Source organism: Kosakonia sp. S57 (genome assembly GCF_016516575.1).
GTDB lineage: Bacteria > Pseudomonadota > Gammaproteobacteria > Enterobacterales > Enterobacteriaceae > Kosakonia > Kosakonia cowanii.
In genome coordinates, this window is sequence record NZ_JACVUL010000017.1 from 104,983 (window position 1) to 122,518 (window position 17,536).

At 56.3% G+C, this 17,536-nt stretch carries 17 protein-coding genes and 1 pseudogene; 12 read left to right on the forward strand and 6 right to left on the reverse strand.

The features are described from left to right. Positions 1-21: 21 nt before the first annotated feature. On the reverse strand, positions 22-687 hold the full coding sequence (locus tag IAE48_RS16780; protein WP_042713185.1) for a 7-cyano-7-deazaguanine/7-aminomethyl-7-deazaguanine transporter: 666 nt from the start codon (positions 685-687) through the stop codon (positions 22-24). Between the two features lie 188 nt (positions 688-875). Between IAE48_RS16780 and tusA the strand changes: the two genes are divergently transcribed. Beyond that, entirely contained in the window at positions 876-1,121 is a 246-nt protein-coding gene (gene tusA / locus IAE48_RS16785; protein ID WP_042713262.1) for a sulfurtransferase TusA, read from the forward strand. Here tusA and zntA read toward each other — a convergent pair. The 4 genes from zntA to rsmD form a co-directional block, all read right to left on the reverse strand. Continuing rightward, positions 1,118-3,325 carry a Zn(II)/Cd(II)/Pb(II) translocating P-type ATPase ZntA gene (gene zntA, locus IAE48_RS16790; protein WP_200135055.1) on the reverse strand — a complete coding sequence of 736 codons (2,208 nt, stop codon included), beginning with the start codon at positions 3,323-3,325 and terminating at the stop codon, positions 1,118-1,120. The two genes, tusA and zntA, sit on opposite strands and share 4 nt — an antisense overlap. Before the next feature lie 75 nt (positions 3,326-3,400). Next, entirely contained in the window at positions 3,401-4,027 is a 627-nt protein-coding gene (locus IAE48_RS16795) for a lysoplasmalogenase (RefSeq protein ID WP_023482129.1), read from the reverse strand. A gap of 122 nt (positions 4,028-4,149) precedes the next feature. Further along, positions 4,150-4,419, reverse strand: a complete 270-nt coding sequence (locus IAE48_RS16800) for a DUF1145 family protein (RefSeq protein WP_223284346.1) — start codon at positions 4,417-4,419, stop codon at positions 4,150-4,152. Then, on the reverse strand, positions 4,409-5,011 hold the full coding sequence (gene rsmD, locus IAE48_RS16805; RefSeq protein WP_128481967.1) for a 16S rRNA (guanine(966)-N(2))-methyltransferase: 603 nt from the start codon (positions 5,009-5,011) through the stop codon (positions 4,409-4,411). Before rsmD ends, IAE48_RS16800 begins: the two co-directional genes overlap by 11 nt. A 190-nt stretch (positions 5,012-5,201) precedes the next feature. Here rsmD and ftsY point away from each other — a divergent pair, with 190 nt between their 5' ends. The 6 genes from ftsY (at position 5,202) to IAE48_RS16835 (ending at position 12,297) form a co-directional block, all read left to right on the forward strand. Then, positions 5,202-6,692: a signal recognition particle-docking protein FtsY gene (gene ftsY, locus IAE48_RS16810; protein ID WP_200135056.1), complete on the forward strand. Its 1,491-nt coding sequence runs from the start codon at positions 5,202-5,204 to the stop codon at positions 6,690-6,692. Positions 6,693-6,694: 2 nt separating this feature from the next. Next, positions 6,695-7,363: a cell division ATP-binding protein FtsE gene (gene ftsE / locus IAE48_RS16815; protein WP_023482101.1), complete on the forward strand. Its 669-nt coding sequence runs from the start codon at positions 6,695-6,697 to the stop codon at positions 7,361-7,363. Next, positions 7,356-8,414 (forward strand): permease-like cell division protein FtsX, encoded by a 1,059-nt coding sequence (gene ftsX, locus IAE48_RS16820; RefSeq protein WP_200135057.1) that lies wholly within the window; start codon positions 7,356-7,358, stop codon positions 8,412-8,414. Before ftsE ends, ftsX begins: the two co-directional genes overlap by 8 nt. A 266-nt stretch (positions 8,415-8,680) precedes the next feature. Then, positions 8,681-9,538 carry an RNA polymerase sigma factor RpoH gene (rpoH, locus tag IAE48_RS16825; RefSeq protein WP_023482062.1) on the forward strand — a complete coding sequence of 286 codons (858 nt, stop codon included), beginning with the start codon at positions 8,681-8,683 and terminating at the stop codon, positions 9,536-9,538. A gap of 148 nt (positions 9,539-9,686) precedes the next feature. Then, positions 9,687-10,949, forward strand: coding sequence for a 4-aminobutyrate--2-oxoglutarate transaminase (locus IAE48_RS16830; protein ID WP_200135058.1), 1,263 nt, complete (start codon positions 9,687-9,689; stop codon positions 10,947-10,949). Between the two features lie 244 nt (positions 10,950-11,193). Beyond that, a complete protein-coding gene (locus tag IAE48_RS16835; RefSeq protein WP_139569052.1) occupies positions 11,194-12,297 on the forward strand; it encodes a branched-chain amino acid ABC transporter substrate-binding protein in 1,104 nt (367 codons plus the stop codon). Positions 12,298-12,439: 142 nt separating this feature from the next. Here IAE48_RS16835 and panM read toward each other — a convergent pair whose 3' ends face one another. Next, the gene (gene panM, locus IAE48_RS16840) at positions 12,440-12,823 is read right to left on the reverse strand and encodes an aspartate 1-decarboxylase autocleavage activator PanM (protein ID WP_054802644.1); all 384 of its coding nucleotides are present in this window, start codon (positions 12,821-12,823) and stop codon (positions 12,440-12,442) included. A 637-nt stretch (positions 12,824-13,460) separates the two neighbouring features. On the opposite strand from panM, the pseudogene IAE48_RS24365 reads away from it, so the two are divergent. From IAE48_RS24365 to livF, 5 genes and pseudogenes are all read left to right on the forward strand, one after another. Beyond that, positions 13,461-13,568 (forward strand): annotated as a pseudogene (locus tag IAE48_RS24365) (hypothetical protein); the annotation flags it as partial. Between the two features lie 86 nt (positions 13,569-13,654). Further along, positions 13,655-14,581 (forward strand): high-affinity branched-chain amino acid ABC transporter permease LivH, encoded by a 927-nt coding sequence (livH, locus tag IAE48_RS16845; RefSeq protein WP_023482039.1) that lies wholly within the window; start codon positions 13,655-13,657, stop codon positions 14,579-14,581. Further along, the gene (locus tag IAE48_RS16850) at positions 14,578-15,855 is read left to right on the forward strand and encodes a high-affinity branched-chain amino acid ABC transporter permease LivM (RefSeq protein ID WP_200135059.1); all 1,278 of its coding nucleotides are present in this window, start codon (positions 14,578-14,580) and stop codon (positions 15,853-15,855) included. Before livH ends, IAE48_RS16850 begins: the two co-directional genes overlap by 4 nt. Then, positions 15,852-16,619 (forward strand): high-affinity branched-chain amino acid ABC transporter ATP-binding protein LivG, encoded by a 768-nt coding sequence (gene livG / locus IAE48_RS16855; protein WP_200135060.1) that lies wholly within the window; start codon positions 15,852-15,854, stop codon positions 16,617-16,619. Before IAE48_RS16850 ends, livG begins: the two co-directional genes overlap by 4 nt. Position 16,620: 1 nt before the next feature. Further along, positions 16,621-17,334, forward strand: a complete 714-nt coding sequence (gene livF / locus IAE48_RS16860; protein ID WP_200135061.1) for a high-affinity branched-chain amino acid ABC transporter ATP-binding protein LivF — start codon at positions 16,621-16,623, stop codon at positions 17,332-17,334. The last annotated feature ends 202 nt before the right edge of the window (positions 17,335-17,536 follow it).

The following is a 17,536-nucleotide window of genomic DNA, read 5'->3' on the forward strand; positions in this document are numbered from 1 at the left end:
CACAACTGATAAGTCGTACCTTTAACCCGCCTGTAATGCAGAGATTTCAGATTTGTCTGCCAGTCTTTTCAGCAACATATTCAACAGCACGCCGTACATCGGCAGGAAGAAAGCGATGCTGATAAGCACCTTGAAGCTGTAATCCACCAGCGCGATTTCGGTCCAGTGCTGCGCCATAAAGGGATCCGGGCTGCGCCAGAAGGCGATAAAGAAGAAGGCCACCGTATCGCTGGCGTTACCAAAAATGGTCGAGGCGGTTGGCGCAAGCCACCAGCGGCGGCTCTGGCGCAGGCGGTTAAAGACGTGTACATCGAGGATCTGCCCCAGCGCATAGGCCATAAAGCTGGCGGCGGCGATACGCGCCACAAACAGGTTAAAGTGGGCGAGCGCGCCGAAACCTTGCCAGCTGCCCATATAAAACAGCGACGAGATAACGTATGAGGCGAGCAGGGCGGGCACCATCACGGCAAAAATAATCCGCCGTGCTAAAGGCGCGCCGAAGATGCGCACGGTGAGATCCGTTGCCAGGAAGATAAACGGAAAACTGAATGCACCCCAGGTGGTGTGGAAGCCGAAAATGGCGACCGGGAGCTGCACCAGATAGTTACTGGAGATAATCACCAGCAGGTGGAATAGCGATAGCCAGACCAGCGCCTTCATGCGCTGTGCGTTGGAAAAGTGCGTCATATTGTGACCTTTTTGGTAAATGGGGTGAGGGAACCCAGTTCAATTTATGCTCTGCCAGGCAGAAGCCGCCGCATGATACTGCAATCATCGCGCGATGCAATGGCTAATTTTAACGCAATCGTTAACCTCCCTTGCGCCCTGAAAATGGCAGCGTAAACTAGGGCGGTTTTTTCACTTGTGAGATGAAGATGAGCGATCCGTTTTCTACCGCCGACCACACTCTTGATGCCCTTGGCCTGCGCTGTCCGGAGCCGGTAATGATGGTGCGCAAAACCGTGCGTAACATGCAGGTTGGCGAAACTGTACTGATTATCGCCGACGATCCGGCAACCACCCGCGATATTCCCGGCTTCTGCCGTTTTATGGAACATGAGCTGGTTGCCGATCAAACCGACACGCTGCCCTACCGCTATTTAGTGCGTAAAAGCCACTAATCTTTGCGACGTAACAGGCGCAGCGCGTTGGCTGTCACCAGCACCGTTGCGCCGGTATCCGCCAGCACCGCCAGCCATAATCCGGTGATCCCCAAAAGCGTGGTGACCAGGAAGATCCCCTTCAGCCCCAGCGCAATGGCGATGTTCTGACGAATATTACGGTGCGTGGCGCGCGCCAGGCGGATCATCTGCCCAAGACCGGCGAGCCGGTTATGGGTTAACGCCGCATCGGCGCTCTCCAGCGCGACATCGGTACCGCTGCCCATTGCAATGCCGAGGGTTGCCGCTTTCATCGCCGGAGCATCGTTGATGCCGTCGCCGACCATCGCCAGCGGGGCCTCTTTATTCAGTGCGCGCACGGCGCTAACTTTATCCTCCGGCAGCAGCCCGGCACGAAACTCCAGCCCCAGTTCTCCGGCAATCGCTGCCGCTGCCCGCGGGTTATCGCCAGTGAGGATCACCCCCGAGATGCCAAGGGCATGCAGTTCCGCCACCGCGGCTTTTGCATCGTCGCGCAGGGTGTCCTGTAGCGCCAGCGTACCGATTACGGCGTTATCGCGCAGAACCACTACCACCGTTTGCCCCTGTGCTTCCTGCTGCTCAATCTGCTTGCGCCCGGCGTCATTAAGCAGGCCCGCTGGCACCTTTTCCGGTGCGCAGATGTGAATGTCATGCGCGCCGATACGCGCTTCAATACCCTTCCCGGCCAGCGCGCGCTGCCCGTCAGCCTGCGGAATAGCGATGCCACGACGCTGCGCCTCCTGCACAATAGCCAGCGCCAGCGGGTGCGTCGAGCCCTGCTCAACCCCGGCGCTGAGCGCCAGCAGTTCCTGCTCCTCTGTAGCCGGAAATGCCTGAATGGCGACCAGTTGCGGTTTGCCGAGGGTCAGGGTGCCGGTCTTATCAAACGCCACCTGACGCAGAGTGCCGAGCTGCTCCAGCGCCGCGCCGCCTTTGATCAGCGCGCCGCGACGTGCGGCGGCTGCCAGCCCGGAGGTGATGGCCGCCGGGGTGGAGATCACCAGCGCGCAGGGGCAGCCAATCAGCAGCAGCGCCAGCCCTTTATAGACCCACTCCAGCCACGGAGCGGAAAAGAGCAGGGGGGGAACCACCGCCACCAGCAGCGCCACGGCCATAATTGTCGGCGTATAAATATGGCTGAAGCGATCGATAAAGCGCTCAATGGGCGCGCGGCGCTCTTCCGCCTCCTCAATCAGTTTCAGGATGCGGTCGATGGCGCTTTCGCCCGCTTTTGACACGACTTCGAGGGTAATCAGCCGATCAACGCTGGTAGCGCCTGCGGGCACGCTTTCGCCCGCGCTGCGCTCGACGGGCAGTGACTCGCCGGTTAAGGCACTCTCATCAAAACTGGCGAACGGCGAGATAAGGCGGCCATCTGCCGGTAAGCGCCCGCCCGCCGGCACTTCAATAGTATCGCCGGGTTGCAGCTGGCTGGCTGGGACGGTTTCACGCACGCCGTTACGCATGCGAATGGCGCTGTCAGGTTTTAACGCCATCAGTGCGCTTACGCCTCTGCGCGCGCGGCTGGCGGCCCAGCCTTCAAGCCGTTCGCCAATTAAAAACAGCAGCAGCACCATCGCCGCTTCGGCGGTCGCGCCGATAAACAGCGCGCCAATCGCCGCCACGCTCATCAACGTTTCGATGGCGAACCAACTGCCGCTTCTCATCAGGCGCACGGCCTGGCGGGCAATCGGCCACAAACCGACCAGCGTGGTGAGAATAAACGCCGCCTGGCCGAAGGGGTGATTGAACTGCTCCAGCCCCCAGCTCAGGGCCATCATGACGATGAGCAGGATCAGCGGCAGGTTTTCGCGCAGGGATGAAGGCGCAGGCGCGGGCGCGCTGTTTTCGCTGCGAAGCTGGTAGCCCGCGTTTTGAACGGCTTTTTCTACACGCTCGCGAATATCACTCTGTGCGATGACAATCAGCTTTTCGGTGGCAAAGGCGACCTGCACCTGCGTGATGCCCTCGATCTGGCGCACCGCGTTTTCCACTTTACGGGCGCAGGCGGCGCAATCCATGCCGCTCACTTGCCAGCTAAAGCGATCGCCTGCGGCGTTTATTTCCGGCGCGGAACGGGTTTCACAGCTTGTATCGCTGCAACAGGGGGCATTGCTTTCACTAACGGGACGCAGTTTGAGCGCGGCAAAGTGCGGCGTTTTCTTGAGTTCGGGAGCAGCCATCGCATCCTCCGGTGAATGATAATTTTCTCATTAACCGGAGGATACACTCTGGAGTCGACTCCAGAGTCAAGCGCTTTAGATATAGAGCGAACGAACGATCAGGAAGTGGCCTGCGAAGTAGCAGGCAGAGGAGATGGCGTTATCCGCGCTAAAGCGTTTACGGTAGTGGCTGCCGAGCCAGACAATATTGCCGATAAGCAGCAGTGACGCGCCGATAAATGCCGACAGCGCCTGGCTGGTCGGACGGAAGAACCACAGCTCACCGGCCAGCCACACCATTACCAGCGTCATGGCGACAAAGGTGGAGACGGCCATGCGCAGCTCTTCAAGACGCGTCCAGATCACCGCCAGCAGCAGGGCACCAATCACCAGCAGCACCAGCGGCAGCGGCCAGAAGAAGGTGAGCGTCATCTGGCTGGCGAAGTAGATGGTATAGAGCAGATGGGCCAGGAAGAAAGCGCCGATGGCGTAAAGTAACTTTTGGCGCGGCAGCAGCGTCAGGGCATCGCCCACCAGCGAGGCGCACAGACCTGCCAGCACCAGATAGCTGATGGCGTCGAACATGGGCGCTTGCCAGGCGAGCAGGAGTAACAGCAGAAGGGTTACGGGTTTGAACACCCAGCGTTGCCACACCGGGCCACGATAGGAAGCGTCGACGTATAACCAGCCGGAAAAGCAGACAGCAATAAATGACCACAGCATAATTAAGTCCCTGTAACTGTTATTGTTGCGTAAAACTCTCCCCTCAAGTGTAGTGGCGTAAAAAGGGGGATGACAATGCGAACTTCCCCCAATGCCCTGCAATTCCGCTTAATCTGACAGAGTTATCTCTTTGCTTTCAGCTTCTTCTGCCAGACCAGCAGTTCAAAGACGCCGAAAAGAAAAATGCGCAGCTGCTCGACTTTGGTCATTTGCGGCCCCTCTTTCGGCAGCGCGGTTTTCATCATCGTCGCCTGCAAGGCATGCATAAAGAAGGTAAAAACCAGCGCGACGTTGACGAAAATATTCAACGGGCGCGGAAAGGGGTGGATCAGATTGAAGATCAGAAAGGCCCAGATGCAGAGCATCATCAGACGGCCCAGATTAATCAGCAACGGCATGCTTCTCTCCTTGTGCTTCGCGGTGATACAAACGGTAAGCCACCTGGCCCGCGACTTTTTCCCGGTGTAAATGCCAGTGCGCAGGCACTGACGGTAAACCATTTTCCACTTCGCTCTCGATATAAATGAGCGCGTCATCCGCCAGCCAGCCGTTGTTCTCCAGCAAACGCACGGTGTCGTCCAGCATCCCTTTGCGAAACGGCGGATCGATAAACACAATGGTGTGCGGCGTACCGGCTGCGGCTAAAAAGCTCAGCGTGTTACTGTTAACGACTTTCGCGTTGGTAGCTTTAAGCGTAGCGAGGTTTTGCTGGAGCTGCTGGGCGACGCTGCGCTCCATCTCAACTAACGTCGCGCTGGCGGCGTAGCGGGAGAGCGCTTCCAGCCCGAGCGCGCCGCTGCCCGCGAAGCAGTCGAGACAGCGGGCGTCAACCATTGACGGTGCCAGCCAGTTAAAGAGGGTTTCGCGCACGCGATCGGTGGTCGGGCGCAGGCCTGGGCTGTCGGGAACCGGTAATTTACGGCCCCGCCACTGCCCGCCAATAATACGAATTTGTCCGCTGGCGGCACGGTTGGGTTTCTTCATGGTCTTCGCTTTGCTCATCATTTCGGCCTGCTATTCTAGCGGGCGGATGAATTGCGTTAAACCCTAATCCTCAGGCCGTGATGAGAGATAAGGAAAGTGTTAGACTATCCGACTAATTCACCAATGATTTCAGTCCTGGTCGAGCAGACAGGCTGCGCTATAGAATCAACAGCGAGGAGTGTAGTCGCCAATGGCAAATGAAAAGAAACGTGGCTTTTTTTCCTGGCTGGGCTTTGGGCAGAAAGAGCGGGCCGATGAGGCGCAAGCTGAAGAGCAGAAAACGGCAGAACAACAGGTAGAAGAGACGCCGGTTGCCGAGCCTGCCGCCGACAGCGAAAAGTTCGCCGAAGAGGTTGTCGAGGTCAGCGAGCAGCTGGCGCATGAAGAGGCACCGCAGCCGGTCACTGAAGAGCGCGTTGCAGAAGAGCCGGTTGCCGAAGAACAGGTTATAGAAGAAGCGGCTGTTGAAGAGCCCGTCGAAGAGATTATCGAAGCCGCACCCGTTGCCGCCGTTGAACATGAAGCGCTGCCGCTGCCGGAAGAGCTTAGCGAACAGAGCATTGACGCCGAAGAGTGGCAGGCCGAAGCCGAGCCGCTGGTTACGGCGGACGTTGAAGTCGACGAGCCAGAAGTTGAAGAGATAGAAGACGAGACGCTGCCGAGCGAGGAAGAGCTGGATGCGCTGGCGGCCGAAGCGGCGGAAGAAGCGGTGATGGTTGTGCCGGTCGACGAGCCGGTTCAGGAGCAGGAGAAGCCAACCAAAGAGGGTTTCTTCGCGCGTTTGAAGCGCAGCCTGCTGAAAACTAAAGAGAATCTCGGTTCCGGATTTATCAGTCTGTTCCGCGGTAAAAAAATCGATGATGATCTCTTCGAAGAGCTGGAAGAGCAGCTGTTGATTGCCGATGTCGGCGTTGAGACCACGCGGAAAATCATCACTAACCTGACGGAAGGGGCCAGCCGCAAGCAGTTGCGCGACGCGGAAGCGCTGTATGGCCTGCTGAAAGAGGAGATGAGCGAGATCCTCGCGAAGGTGGACGAGCCGCTGAATGTCGAAGGCAAAACGCCGTTCGTTATTCTGATGGTCGGCGTTAACGGCGTCGGTAAAACCACTACCATCGGCAAGCTGGCGCGCCAGTTTGAGCAGCAGGGCAAATCGGTGATGCTGGCGGCGGGCGATACCTTCCGCGCAGCGGCGGTTGAACAGTTGCAGGTGTGGGGCCAGCGCAATGATATTCCGGTGATTGCCCAGCATACCGGCGCGGATTCCGCTTCGGTTATCTTTGATGCTATTCAGGCAGCGAAGGCGCGTAATGTCGATGTGCTGATTGCGGATACCGCCGGCCGTCTGCAGAATAAATCGCACCTGATGGAAGAGCTGAAAAAGATTGTGCGCGTGATGAAGAAGCTTGATGAAAATGCGCCGCACGAAGTGATGCTCACGATTGATGCCAGCACCGGGCAAAATGCGGTAAGCCAGGCCAAACTGTTCCACGAAGCGGTCGGTTTAACCGGCATCACGCTAACCAAGCTTGACGGCACCGCAAAAGGCGGGGTGATCTTCTCGGTAGCGGATCAGTTCGGTATCCCAATTCGCTATATCGGTGTTGGCGAACGTATTGAAGATTTGCGTCCGTTTAATGCGGGCGATTTTATTGAGGCGCTTTTTGCCCGAGAGGATTAACAATGATTCGCTTTGAACATGTCAGCAAAGCCTATCTCGGTGGGAGACAAGCGCTGCAGGGAGTGACCTTTCACCTGCAGCAGGGCGAGATGGCGTTTCTGACCGGGCACTCCGGCGCGGGGAAAAGTACCCTGCTGAAGCTGATCTGTGGGATTGAGCGGCCAAGCGCCGGGAAAATCTTCTTCAGCGGCCACGATATTTCCCGGCTGAAAAGCCGCGAAGTGCCGTTTTTGCGCCGCCAGATCGGCATGATTTTCCAGGATCACCATCTGCTGATGGATCGCACGGTGTTTGATAACGTCGCGATCCCGCTGATTATCGCCGGTGCCAGCGGGGATGACATTCGTCGTCGCGTGTCGGCGGCGCTGGATAAAGTCGGGCTGCTGGACAAAGCGAAAAGCTTCCCGATCCAGCTCTCCGGCGGTGAACAGCAGCGTGTGGGCATCGCCCGTGCGGTAGTGAATAAACCTGCCGTACTGCTGGCGGATGAACCGACCGGGAACCTGGATGAAGCCCTGTCTGAAGGGATTTTACGTCTGTTTGAAGAGTTTAACCGCGTTGGGGTGACGGTACTGATGGCGACGCACGACATGGGGCTGATTTCCCGGCGTTCGTACCGCATGCTGAGCCTGAGCGACGGCCATTTGCATGGAGGCCTGGCGGGTGAATAAGCGCGACGCAATCAATCATATTCGGCAATTCGGCAGCAAGCTCGACCGTTTTCGCAAATCCGCCTCGTCGGCGGGCGAAGGCAGCCGCAGCGCGCCGAGACGCAGCAAGCAGGCCCCCCGACCGCCTGCGCGTAAAACCAATGTTTTCAACGAGCAGATGCGCTACGCCTGGCACGGTGCGCTGCAGGATCTGAAGAGTAAACCGCTGGCAACGTTCCTGACAGTGATGGTGATTGCCATCTCGCTGACGCTGCCGAGCGTCTGCTATATGGTCTACAAAAACGTCAGCCATGCGGCGTCGCAGTATTATCCTTCGCCGCAAATTACCGTCTACTTCGATAAAGCGCTGGATGACAACGCCGCGCAGCAGGTGGTCGGGCAGTTGCAGTCCGAACCGGGCGTTGAGAAGGTGAACTATCTCTCCCGCGAAGATGCGCTCGGTGAGTTTCGTAACTGGTCTGGCTTTGGCGGCGCGTTAGATATGCTGGAAGAGAACCCGCTGCCGGCAGTGGCGGTGGTGGTACCGAAAATTGATTTCCAGAGCACCGAGGCGCTGAACACGCTGCGCGATCGCATTACGCGCGTGCAGGGCATTGACGAAGTGCGTATGGACGATAGCTGGTTTGCGCGTCTGTCGGCGCTGACCGGGCTGGTTGGGCGCGTTTCGGCCATGATTGGCGTGTTGATGATCGCCGCCGTCTTCCTGGTGATCGGCAACAGCGTGCGTCTCAGCATCTTTGCCCGTCGTGACACCATTAATGTGCAGAAGCTGATTGGCGCAACGGACGGGTTTATCCTGCGCCCGTTCCTTTACGGCGGCGCGCTTCTTGGCTTCTCCGGCGCGTTTTTATCACTCATTTTGTCTGAAATTTTAGTGATGCGACTCTCGTCGGCGGTGACGGATGTGGCGAAGGTCTTCGGCACGCAGTTTGAGTTAAGTGGCTTATCTTTCGATGAATGTTTGCTGCTATTGCTGGTCTGTTCGATGATTGGCTGGATTGCCGCCTGGCTGGCGACGGTGCAACATTTACGTCACTTTACTCCGGACTAACGATTCTCTGGTATACTCCTCCCCTGCAATGACGAATACCGTTGCAGGGAGAGCGTATCCAACTATCTTGCTGTTCCCCGCGTCGGCTGTTCATCCGGATGTCACAATTTGTGCGTAATTTATTCACACGCCTACAAGGAACTTGTGGATAAAATCACTGTCTGATAAAAAAGTGAATGCTATTCTCGTTGCTCAAAAATGCTGGCATGTTTGTTGCCTGATGGGGACAGACCGCCGCCAGTTGATAGTGAATTGAGAGGATTTGAATGACCAAAGAAATGCAAACTTTAGCTTTAGCCCCTGTTGGCAACCTGGAATCTTACGTCCGGGCCGCTAACGCATGGCCGATGTTGACGGCTGATGAAGAGCGGGCGCTGGCTGAAAAGCTGCATTACCAGGGCGATCTGGAAGCAGCGAAAAAGCTGATCCTGTCTCACCTGCGCTTTGTTGTTCATATTGCTCGTAACTACTCGGGCTATGGTCTGCCGCAGGCGGATCTGATCCAGGAAGGAAATATCGGCCTGATGAAAGCGGTACGCCGCTTCAATCCTGAAGTCGGTGTGCGTCTGGTCTCTTTCGCCGTGCACTGGATCAAAGCTGAGATCCACGAGTATGTGCTGCGCAACTGGCGTATCGTGAAAGTCGCGACCACCAAAGCACAGCGTAAGCTGTTCTTTAACCTGCGTAAGGCCAAACAGCGTCTCGGCTGGTTTAACCAGGACGAAGTCGAAATGGTCGCCCGCGAACTGGGTGTGACCAGCAAAGACGTGCGTGAAATGGAGTCGCGTATGGCGGCCCAGGACATGACGTTTGATATGTCTTCCGATGACGATGCGCAGGACGGCCAGCCGATGGCACCGGTGCTCTACTTACAGGACAAAACATCTAACTTTGCTGACGGCATTGAAGATGATAACTGGGAAGAGCAGGCAGCCAACAAGCTGACCGATGCGATGCAGGGTCTCGACGAACGTAGTCAGCAGATCATCCGCGCCCGCTGGCTGGACGAAGATAACAAGTCCACGCTGCAGGAGCTGGCCGACCGTTACGGCGTTTCCGCCGAACGCGTACGCCAGCTTGAAAAGAACGCGATGAAAAAATTGCGCGCCGCTATCGAAGCGTAAGCGCCAGCCGCAAACAGACCGGGTCAGCGAAAGCTCACCCGGTTTTTTATTATCTGAATTTCCTCTTACTCCCGGCGCTGGTTAAAACGTCGTCTTAACGAAGGCGCTATATACTTACTCTGTGGGTTGGCACAGAGAGGGGAAAAAGGTGAAGAATAGTGAATTACATCAGCGGCGTGTAGCCGCGACGCCGCGCGGGGTTGGCGTGATGTGCGGCTTCTACGCCGAGAAAGCAGAAAACGCCACGCTGTGGGATGTGGAAGGCAACGAGGTGATTGATTTTGCCGCCGGGATCGCGGTGCTAAACACCGGCCATCGACATCCAAAAGTAATGGCCGCAGTCGAAAAACAGCTCCAGGCCTTTACGCACACCGCGTACCAAATCGTTCCTTACGAAAGCTATGTCTCGCTTGCCGAGCGCATCAACGGGCTGGTTCCCATTGATGGCCCGGCGAAAACCGCCTTCTTCTCTACCGGCGCCGAAGCGGTTGAAAACGCGGTGAAAATCGCCCGCGCTTATACTAAACGTCCGGGCATTATCGCCTTCGGCGGCGGCTTTCACGGTCGCACCTTTATGACCATGGCGCTGACGGGAAAAGTTGCGCCTTATAAGATCGGCTTCGGGCCGTTTCCCGGTTCGGTTTATCACGCCCACTATCCAAATGAATTGCACGGCGTCAGCACTGAACAGGCGCTGCAAAGCCTGACGCATCTCTTCAAAGCCGATATCGCGCCCGATCAGGTTGCCGCGATCCTGTTAGAGCCGGTGCAGGGTGAAGGGGGCTTTAATATTGCTCCGCCAGAATTTATGCAGGCGCTGCGCGCCCTGTGCGACAGCCACGGCATTCTGCTGATCATCGACGAGGTGCAGAGCGGTTTTGCCCGCACCGGCAAACTCTTCGCCAGCGAGCATTACGCTATCAAACCCGATCTCATGACTATGGCGAAAAGCCTTGCCGGCGGTTTACCGCTCTCGGCAGTTGCCGGACGTGCCGAAGTGATGGATGCTCCTGCGCCTGGCGGCCTTGGCGGAACCTATGCCGGCAACCCGCTGGCGGTGGCGGCAGCGCATGCGGTGCTGGATGTGATTGAAGAGGAGAAGCTGTGCGAACGCGCGAACCAGCTGGGCAAAGATCTGGTCGAAGTGCTGACCCATGCTAAAGCGCACTGCCCGCATATTGCCGATATCCGTGCACAGGGCTCGATGGTGGCGGTCGAGTTTCAGGACCCGCAAACCGGCGCGCCGTCGCCGGAATTTACCAAACAGGTGCAGGATAAAGCGCTTCAGGCCGGTTTGCTGCTGCTGAGCTGCGGCGTCTATGGCAACGTTATCCGCTTCCTCTATCCGCTAACCATTCCTGATGAGCAGTTCCGAAAAGCGCTGGATATTATCCAGCGGTCGCTAATGTAGTCATTATTCAGCCGCCTTATGGGCGGCTTGGTCACGTTCTCGCATCGCTCTGCGGCATAACCTGCAAAATTGCTATTCCTTATTCCATAAAATGGGGTATGTTTTAGCAGAGTATGCTGCTTACAGGGCACTATTCTGCACAATAACAAATATCATATTCTTTGCTTAGGGTAATAAGCGAAGCAATATTCCAGATAACAACAACACAACAATTGCAAAAACCATAACAATGGGGAAACTCAGGATGAAAATGAAGGGCAAAGCGTTACTGGCAGGATGTATTGCGTTAGCAATGAGCAACGTGGCATTCGCCAAAGATATCAAAGTTGCCGTTGTCGGTGCGATGTCCGGTCCGGTTGCGCAGTATGGCGATCAGGAATTTACCGGTGCTGAGCAGGCTGTTGCCGATATCAACGCAAAAGGCGGCGTCAAAGGCGACAAACTGGTCGTGGTGAAATATGACGATGCCTGCGACCCGAAACAAGCGGTAGCGGTAGCCAACAAAGTGGTTAACGACGGCATCAAATATGTTATCGGCCACCTCTGCTCCTCTTCTACTCAACCAGCGTCCGACATTTATGAAGACGAAGGCATCCTGATGATCACGCCTGCGGCCACTGCCCCTGAGCTGACCGCGCGCGGTTATAAACTGACGCTGCGTACCACTGGTCTCGACTCTGACCAGGGCCCTACTGCGGCGAAATACATTCTCGATAAGGTGAAGCCGAAACGCATCGCCATCATTCATGATAAGCAGCAGTATGGCGAAGGCCTGGCGCGCGCCGTGCAGGATGGCCTGAAAAAAGGCAATGCCAACGTGGTCTTCTTTGACGGCATCACCGCCGGTGAAAAAGATTTCTCCACGCTGGTGGCGCGTTTGAAGAAAGAGAATATCGACTTTGTTTACTACGGCGGTTACCACCCGGAAATGGGCCAGATCCTGCGCCAGGCACGTGCGGCCGGTCTGAAAACCCAGTTTATGGGACCGGAAGGCGTGGCGAACGTCTCACTCTCTAACATCGCCGGTGAGTCTGCCGAAGGGATGTTAGTCACTAAGCCGAAGAACTACGATCAGGTACCTGCCAACAAACCGATTGTGGATGCCATCAAAGGCAAGAAACAGGATCCGAGCGGCGCGTTTGTCTGGACCACCTACGCCGCGCTGCAGTCGCTGGCTGCGGGCCTGAACCAGTCTGACGATCCGGCCGAAATCGCCACCTATCTGAAAGGTCACTCCGTTGAAACCGTGATGGGGCCGCTGACGTGGGATGAGAAGGGCGATCTGAAGGGCTTTGAGTTCGGCGTCTTTACCTGGCATGCGAACGGTACCGCGACCGACGCGAAGTGATGAATATTTGCTAGTCGCCTTTCGCGCCGCAGGTGCGTTGGCTGCATTCGCCCCGGTCGCTTACGCCTGTAAGCTTCCGGGGATTAATGACTTCCTGCGACATGAAATTGCGCTCAGGCATGGCTTACCTTGCCCGTTATCTTTAGCGCTTTTCCCAGCCATCTTGCTGCGCGGTAAAGCCGAGCGCTTGTGCAAAGGCGGCCATCACGGCGCGATCTTCAACGCCGATATCTGCGATCCACCAGCTGGTCATCGCCGGGTTATCGCGCATCACCTCTTCCACCAGGTATTGCCCGACGCCGCGACGGCGAGTGACATCCCGCACTCGCAGCGAATCCAGTACACCTTCGGTGCCGCGCAACGTCACGCGCACGGCGGCCAGCAGGCGGTCATTAAACCGTGCGGCGTAAATGCGGTGCGTATCGTCAATATGCAGAGAGGCGGGGGAGTATTCCGGCCAGATTTTCGCTAAATCAATATGATCCTGCTCGCTGAAACTGGTCAGCCGGATAATGGTTAATTTCATCTACCGTTTGTCCAAAACGTGAAACAGGGAGTGAGTGTAAACAATTTCACACGCCGGGGCTGGAGACTTTTTTATATTTAATACAACAGGTGAATAGTTTTAGCGCAGCGACTGGCATAGCCAGAAACATCAGAGATCGAAAAAGATACAGCATTTTAACCTGAATGATGGCGCTTTCTACCGCGTATGCTGCCGTTATTTTATGCTGAAAGCCCCACTTTTAGATGTTTATCTCGCGCTTAATACAGAATATTATCTCTGCTTAATCGCCTGAAAAATAGAGTATTTAGTATGGTTTACGCCAGAAAACCACGCTAACTCATTAAAGGCGCTGATAAAAATAGCATTGTGCATTAAAAGTACAGAATGCTTTTTAACCATATAAAAACAAAATTTTCACACAACATCACGAACGGGGTAGCAGGCATGAAAAGGCACGCGAAAACATTTGTCGCGGGAATGATTGAAAGCCGGTCATGGCAACGCGGTCTTGTTTAAAAGGTATTACCGTCAGGGAAGTAGTTTTTTCTGCGCTTAACGCTCATCTAAAAAAAGAAAATATCGTCTTTGTCTACTACGGTGGTTATTAACCGGATAGTGGAGAGATGCTGCGCCGGGGACGTTGAAACAAGCCGCTGACCTGATTAACGCGTTAAAAGCCAACGGGGCTAAAACCGAAACAGGGCCGCTGAACTGGGATGAAAAAGGCGATCTGAAGGGATTTGAGTTGAGTGTCTTCCAGTGACACGCCGATGGTTCGTCTTGTGTGGCGAAGTCACAGTCATCCCTCTCTTTGGACGAAAATCTTGAGAGATTTAAGAAGGTTAAGTTATGTCTGAGCAGTTTCTCTATTTCTTGCAGCAGATGTTCAACGGCGTCACGCTGGGCAGCACTTACGCCCTGATCGCCATTGGTTACACCATGGTGTACGGCATTATCGGCATGATTAACTTCGCCCATGGCGAGGTCTACATGATCGGCAGCTACGTCTCCTTTATGATTATCGCCGCGCTGATGATGATGGGCATCGACTCAAGCTGGCTGCTGGTCGGGGCCGGTTTCGTCGGCGCGATTATTATCGCCAGTGCCTACGGCTGGAGCATCGAGCGCGTTGCTTACCGCCCGGTGCGCAGCTCCAAGCGTCTGATTGCGCTCATCTCTGCCATCGGCATGTCCATCTTCCTGCAAAACTACGTCAGCCTGACGGAAGGCTCGCGCGACGTGGCGTTGCCAAGCCTCTTCAACGGCCAGTGGACTATTGGCAGCAGTGAAAACTTCGCCGCCTCTATCACCACGATGCAGCTGGTTATCTGGATCGTCACCTTTGTCGCCATGCTCGCATTAACGCTCTTTATCCGCTATTCGCGCATGGGACGCGCCTGCCGCGCCTGTGCTGAAGATCTGAAAATGGCGAGCCTGCTCGGCATCAACACCGATCGGGTGATCGCGCTGACTTTTGTGATTGGCGCGGCGATGGCGGCGGTAGCTGGCGTGCTGCTCGGCCAGTTCTATGGCGTGATAAACCCCTACATCGGCTTTATGGCGGGTATGAAGGCATTTACCGCCGCGGTGCTGGGCGGTATCGGTAGCATTCCAGGCGCGATGATTGGAGGGTTGATCCTCGGGGTGGCGGAAGCGCTCTCTTCAGCCTACCTGAGCACGGAGTACAAAGATGTGGTCTCCTTCGCGCTGTTGATTGGCGTCCTGCTGGTGATGCCAACCGGTATCCTCGGTCGCCCGGAGGTAGAGAAAGTATGAAACCGATGCATTTTGCGATGGCGCTGCTCTCTGCCGCCATGTTCTTCATCCTTGCGGGCGTCTTTATGGGCGTTCAACTGGAGCTGAATGGCACCAAACTGGTAGTCGATAACGCGGCGGATATCCGCTGGCAGTGGATCTTCATCGGCACCGCCGTGGTCTTTTTCTTCCAGTTACTGCGCCCTGTTTTCCAGAAGAGCCTGAAAGGCGTTTCCGGGCCGAAATTTGTCCTGCCGGCTATCGATGGATCTACCGCTAAGCAGAAGCTGTTCCTGCTGGCGCTGTTGGTGATTGCCGTGGTGTGGCCGTTTATGGTGTCGCGCGGCACCATCGATATCGCCACCATGACGATGATCTATATCATCCTGGGGCTTGGGCTGAACGTGGTGGTTGGCCTTTCCGGCCTGCTGGTGCTGGGCTACGGCGGTTTTTACGCGATCGGCGCCTACACCTTTGCGTTGCTGAACCACTATTACGGGCTTGGCTTCTGGACCTGCCTGCCGCTGGCGGGGCTGGTCTCTGCCGCTGCCGGTTTCCTGCTGGGCTTCCCGGTGCTGCGTCTGCGCGGTGACTATCTGGCGATTGTGACGCTGGGCTTCGGGGAGATTGTGCGCATCCTGCTGCTTAACAACACCGAAGTGACCGGCGGGCCAAACGGCATCAGCCAGATCCCGAAACCGACGCTGTTTGGCCTTGAGTTCAGCCGTACGGCGCGTGAAGGCGGCTGGGATACCTTCAGCAACTTCTTCAATGTGAAATACGATCCGAGCGACCGCGTGGTGTTCCTCTATCTGGTGGCGCTGCTGCTGGTGGTGCTGACGCTGTTCGTTATCAACCGCCTGCTGCGGATGCCGCTGGGCCGTGCCTGGGAAGCACTGCGTGAAGATGAGATCGCCTGCCGCTCGCTGGGTCTCAACCCGACACGTATTAAGCTGACAGCATTCACCATCAGCGCCGCGTTCGCCGGTTTTGCTGGCACGCTGTTTGCCGCGCGCCAGGGCTTTGTCAGCCCGGAGTCTTTCACCTTTGCCGAATCCGCCTTTGTACTGGCGATTGTCGTACTGGGCGGGATGGGCTCGCAGTTCGCGGTGATCCTCGCCGCTATTCTGCTGGTGGTCTCGCGCGAACTGATGCGTGATTTCAATGAGTACAGCATGTTAATGCTGGGTGGTTTGATGGTGCTGATGATGATCTGGCGTCCGCAGGGCCTGCTGCCGATAACGCGTCCGCAGCTGAAATTGAAAAACGGCCAGGCGAAAGGAGAGCAGGCATGAGTCAGCCACTGTTATCGGTAAATGGCCTGATGATGCGCTTCGGCGGTTTGCTGGCGGTCAATAACGTCTCGCTGGAGCTGCGACCGCAGGAAATTGTCTCGCTGATTGGCCCGAACGGCGCGGGGAAAACCACCGTCTTCAACTGCCTGACCGGCTTTTATAAACCCACCGGCGGCACCATTATGCTGCGTGACCAGCATCTGGAAGGGCTGCCGGGCCAGCAAATCGCGCGTATGGGTGTGGTGCGCACCTTTCAGCATGTGCGTCTGTTCCGTGAAATGACGGTGATTGAGAACTTACTGGTCGCTCAGCATCAGCAGTTAAAAACCGGCCTCTTCTCTGGCCTGTTGAAGACGCCCGCGTTTCGCCGCACGCAGAGCGAAGCGCTCGATCGCGCCGCGACCTGGCTCGAGAGGATCGGTTTGTTAGCCCACGCCAACCGCCAGGCCAGCAATCTGGCTTATGGCGATCAGCGTCGTCTGGAGATTATCCGCTGCATGGTGACGCAGCCGGAGATCCTGATGCTGGATGAACCGGCGGCAGGGTTAAACCCGAAAGAGACCAAAGAGCTGGATGAGCTGATCGTCGAGCTGCGTAACCATCACAACACCACCATCCTGCTGATTGAGCATGATATGAAACTGGTGATGGGTATTTCCGACCGGATCTACGTCGTTAACCAGGGGACACCGCTGGCCAACGGGACGCCGGAAGAGGTTCGTAACAACCCGGACGTGATCCGCGCTTATCTGGGTGAGGCATAAGATGGACAACGTAATGTTATCTTTCGACAAAGTTAGCGCCCACTACGGCAAAATCCAGGCGCTGCACGAGGTCAGTCTGCATATTAATCAGGGGGAAATTGTGACCCTGATTGGTGCCAACGGTGCGGGGAAAACCACCTTGCTCGGCACGCTGTGCGGCGATCCGCGCGCCACCAGCGGCCGCGTGGTGTTTGATGGTAAAGATATTACCGACTGGCAAACGGCGAAGATTATGCGTGAAGCGGTGGCGATCGTGCCAGAAGGCCGCCGCGTCTTCTCGCGGATGACCGTGGAAGAGAACCTGGCAATGGGCGGCTTTTTCGCCCACCGCGATCAATACCAGACGCGTATTAAATGGGTGTATGAACTCTTCCCGCGCCTGCATGAACGCCGCATACAGCGCGCCGGGACTATGTCCGGTGGTGAACAGCAGATGCTGGCGATAGGCCGCGCGCTGATGAGCCAGCCGCGCCTGCTGCTGCTGGATGAGCCGTCGCTCGGGCTGGCACCGATTATCATTCAACAGATCTTCGACACCATTGAGCAGCTGCGTAAAGAGGGAATGACTATCTTCCTCGTGGAGCAAAACGCTAACCAGGCGCTGAAGCTCGCCGATCGCGGCTATGTGCTGGAGAACGGGCATGTGGTGCTCGAAGATACCGGTGATGCGCTACTGGCGAATGAAGCGGTGAGAAGTGCTTACCTCGGCGGCTAACACATTGAAATAAAAACATAAAAACCGGCATCGCAAGGGCCGGTTTTTTTCTGAAAAATGCACTTTAGCCATACGCAGCGAGAGGGTTCGCAACAGGATGCGGGCGGTGCTTGAGGCTTTTTGCCTCATGGGCTGCATTTAGAAGTAATACGCAGAAATGTTGTGAGGCAGAAAGATGAAAGCCCCGAGTCAATTTTTCAAT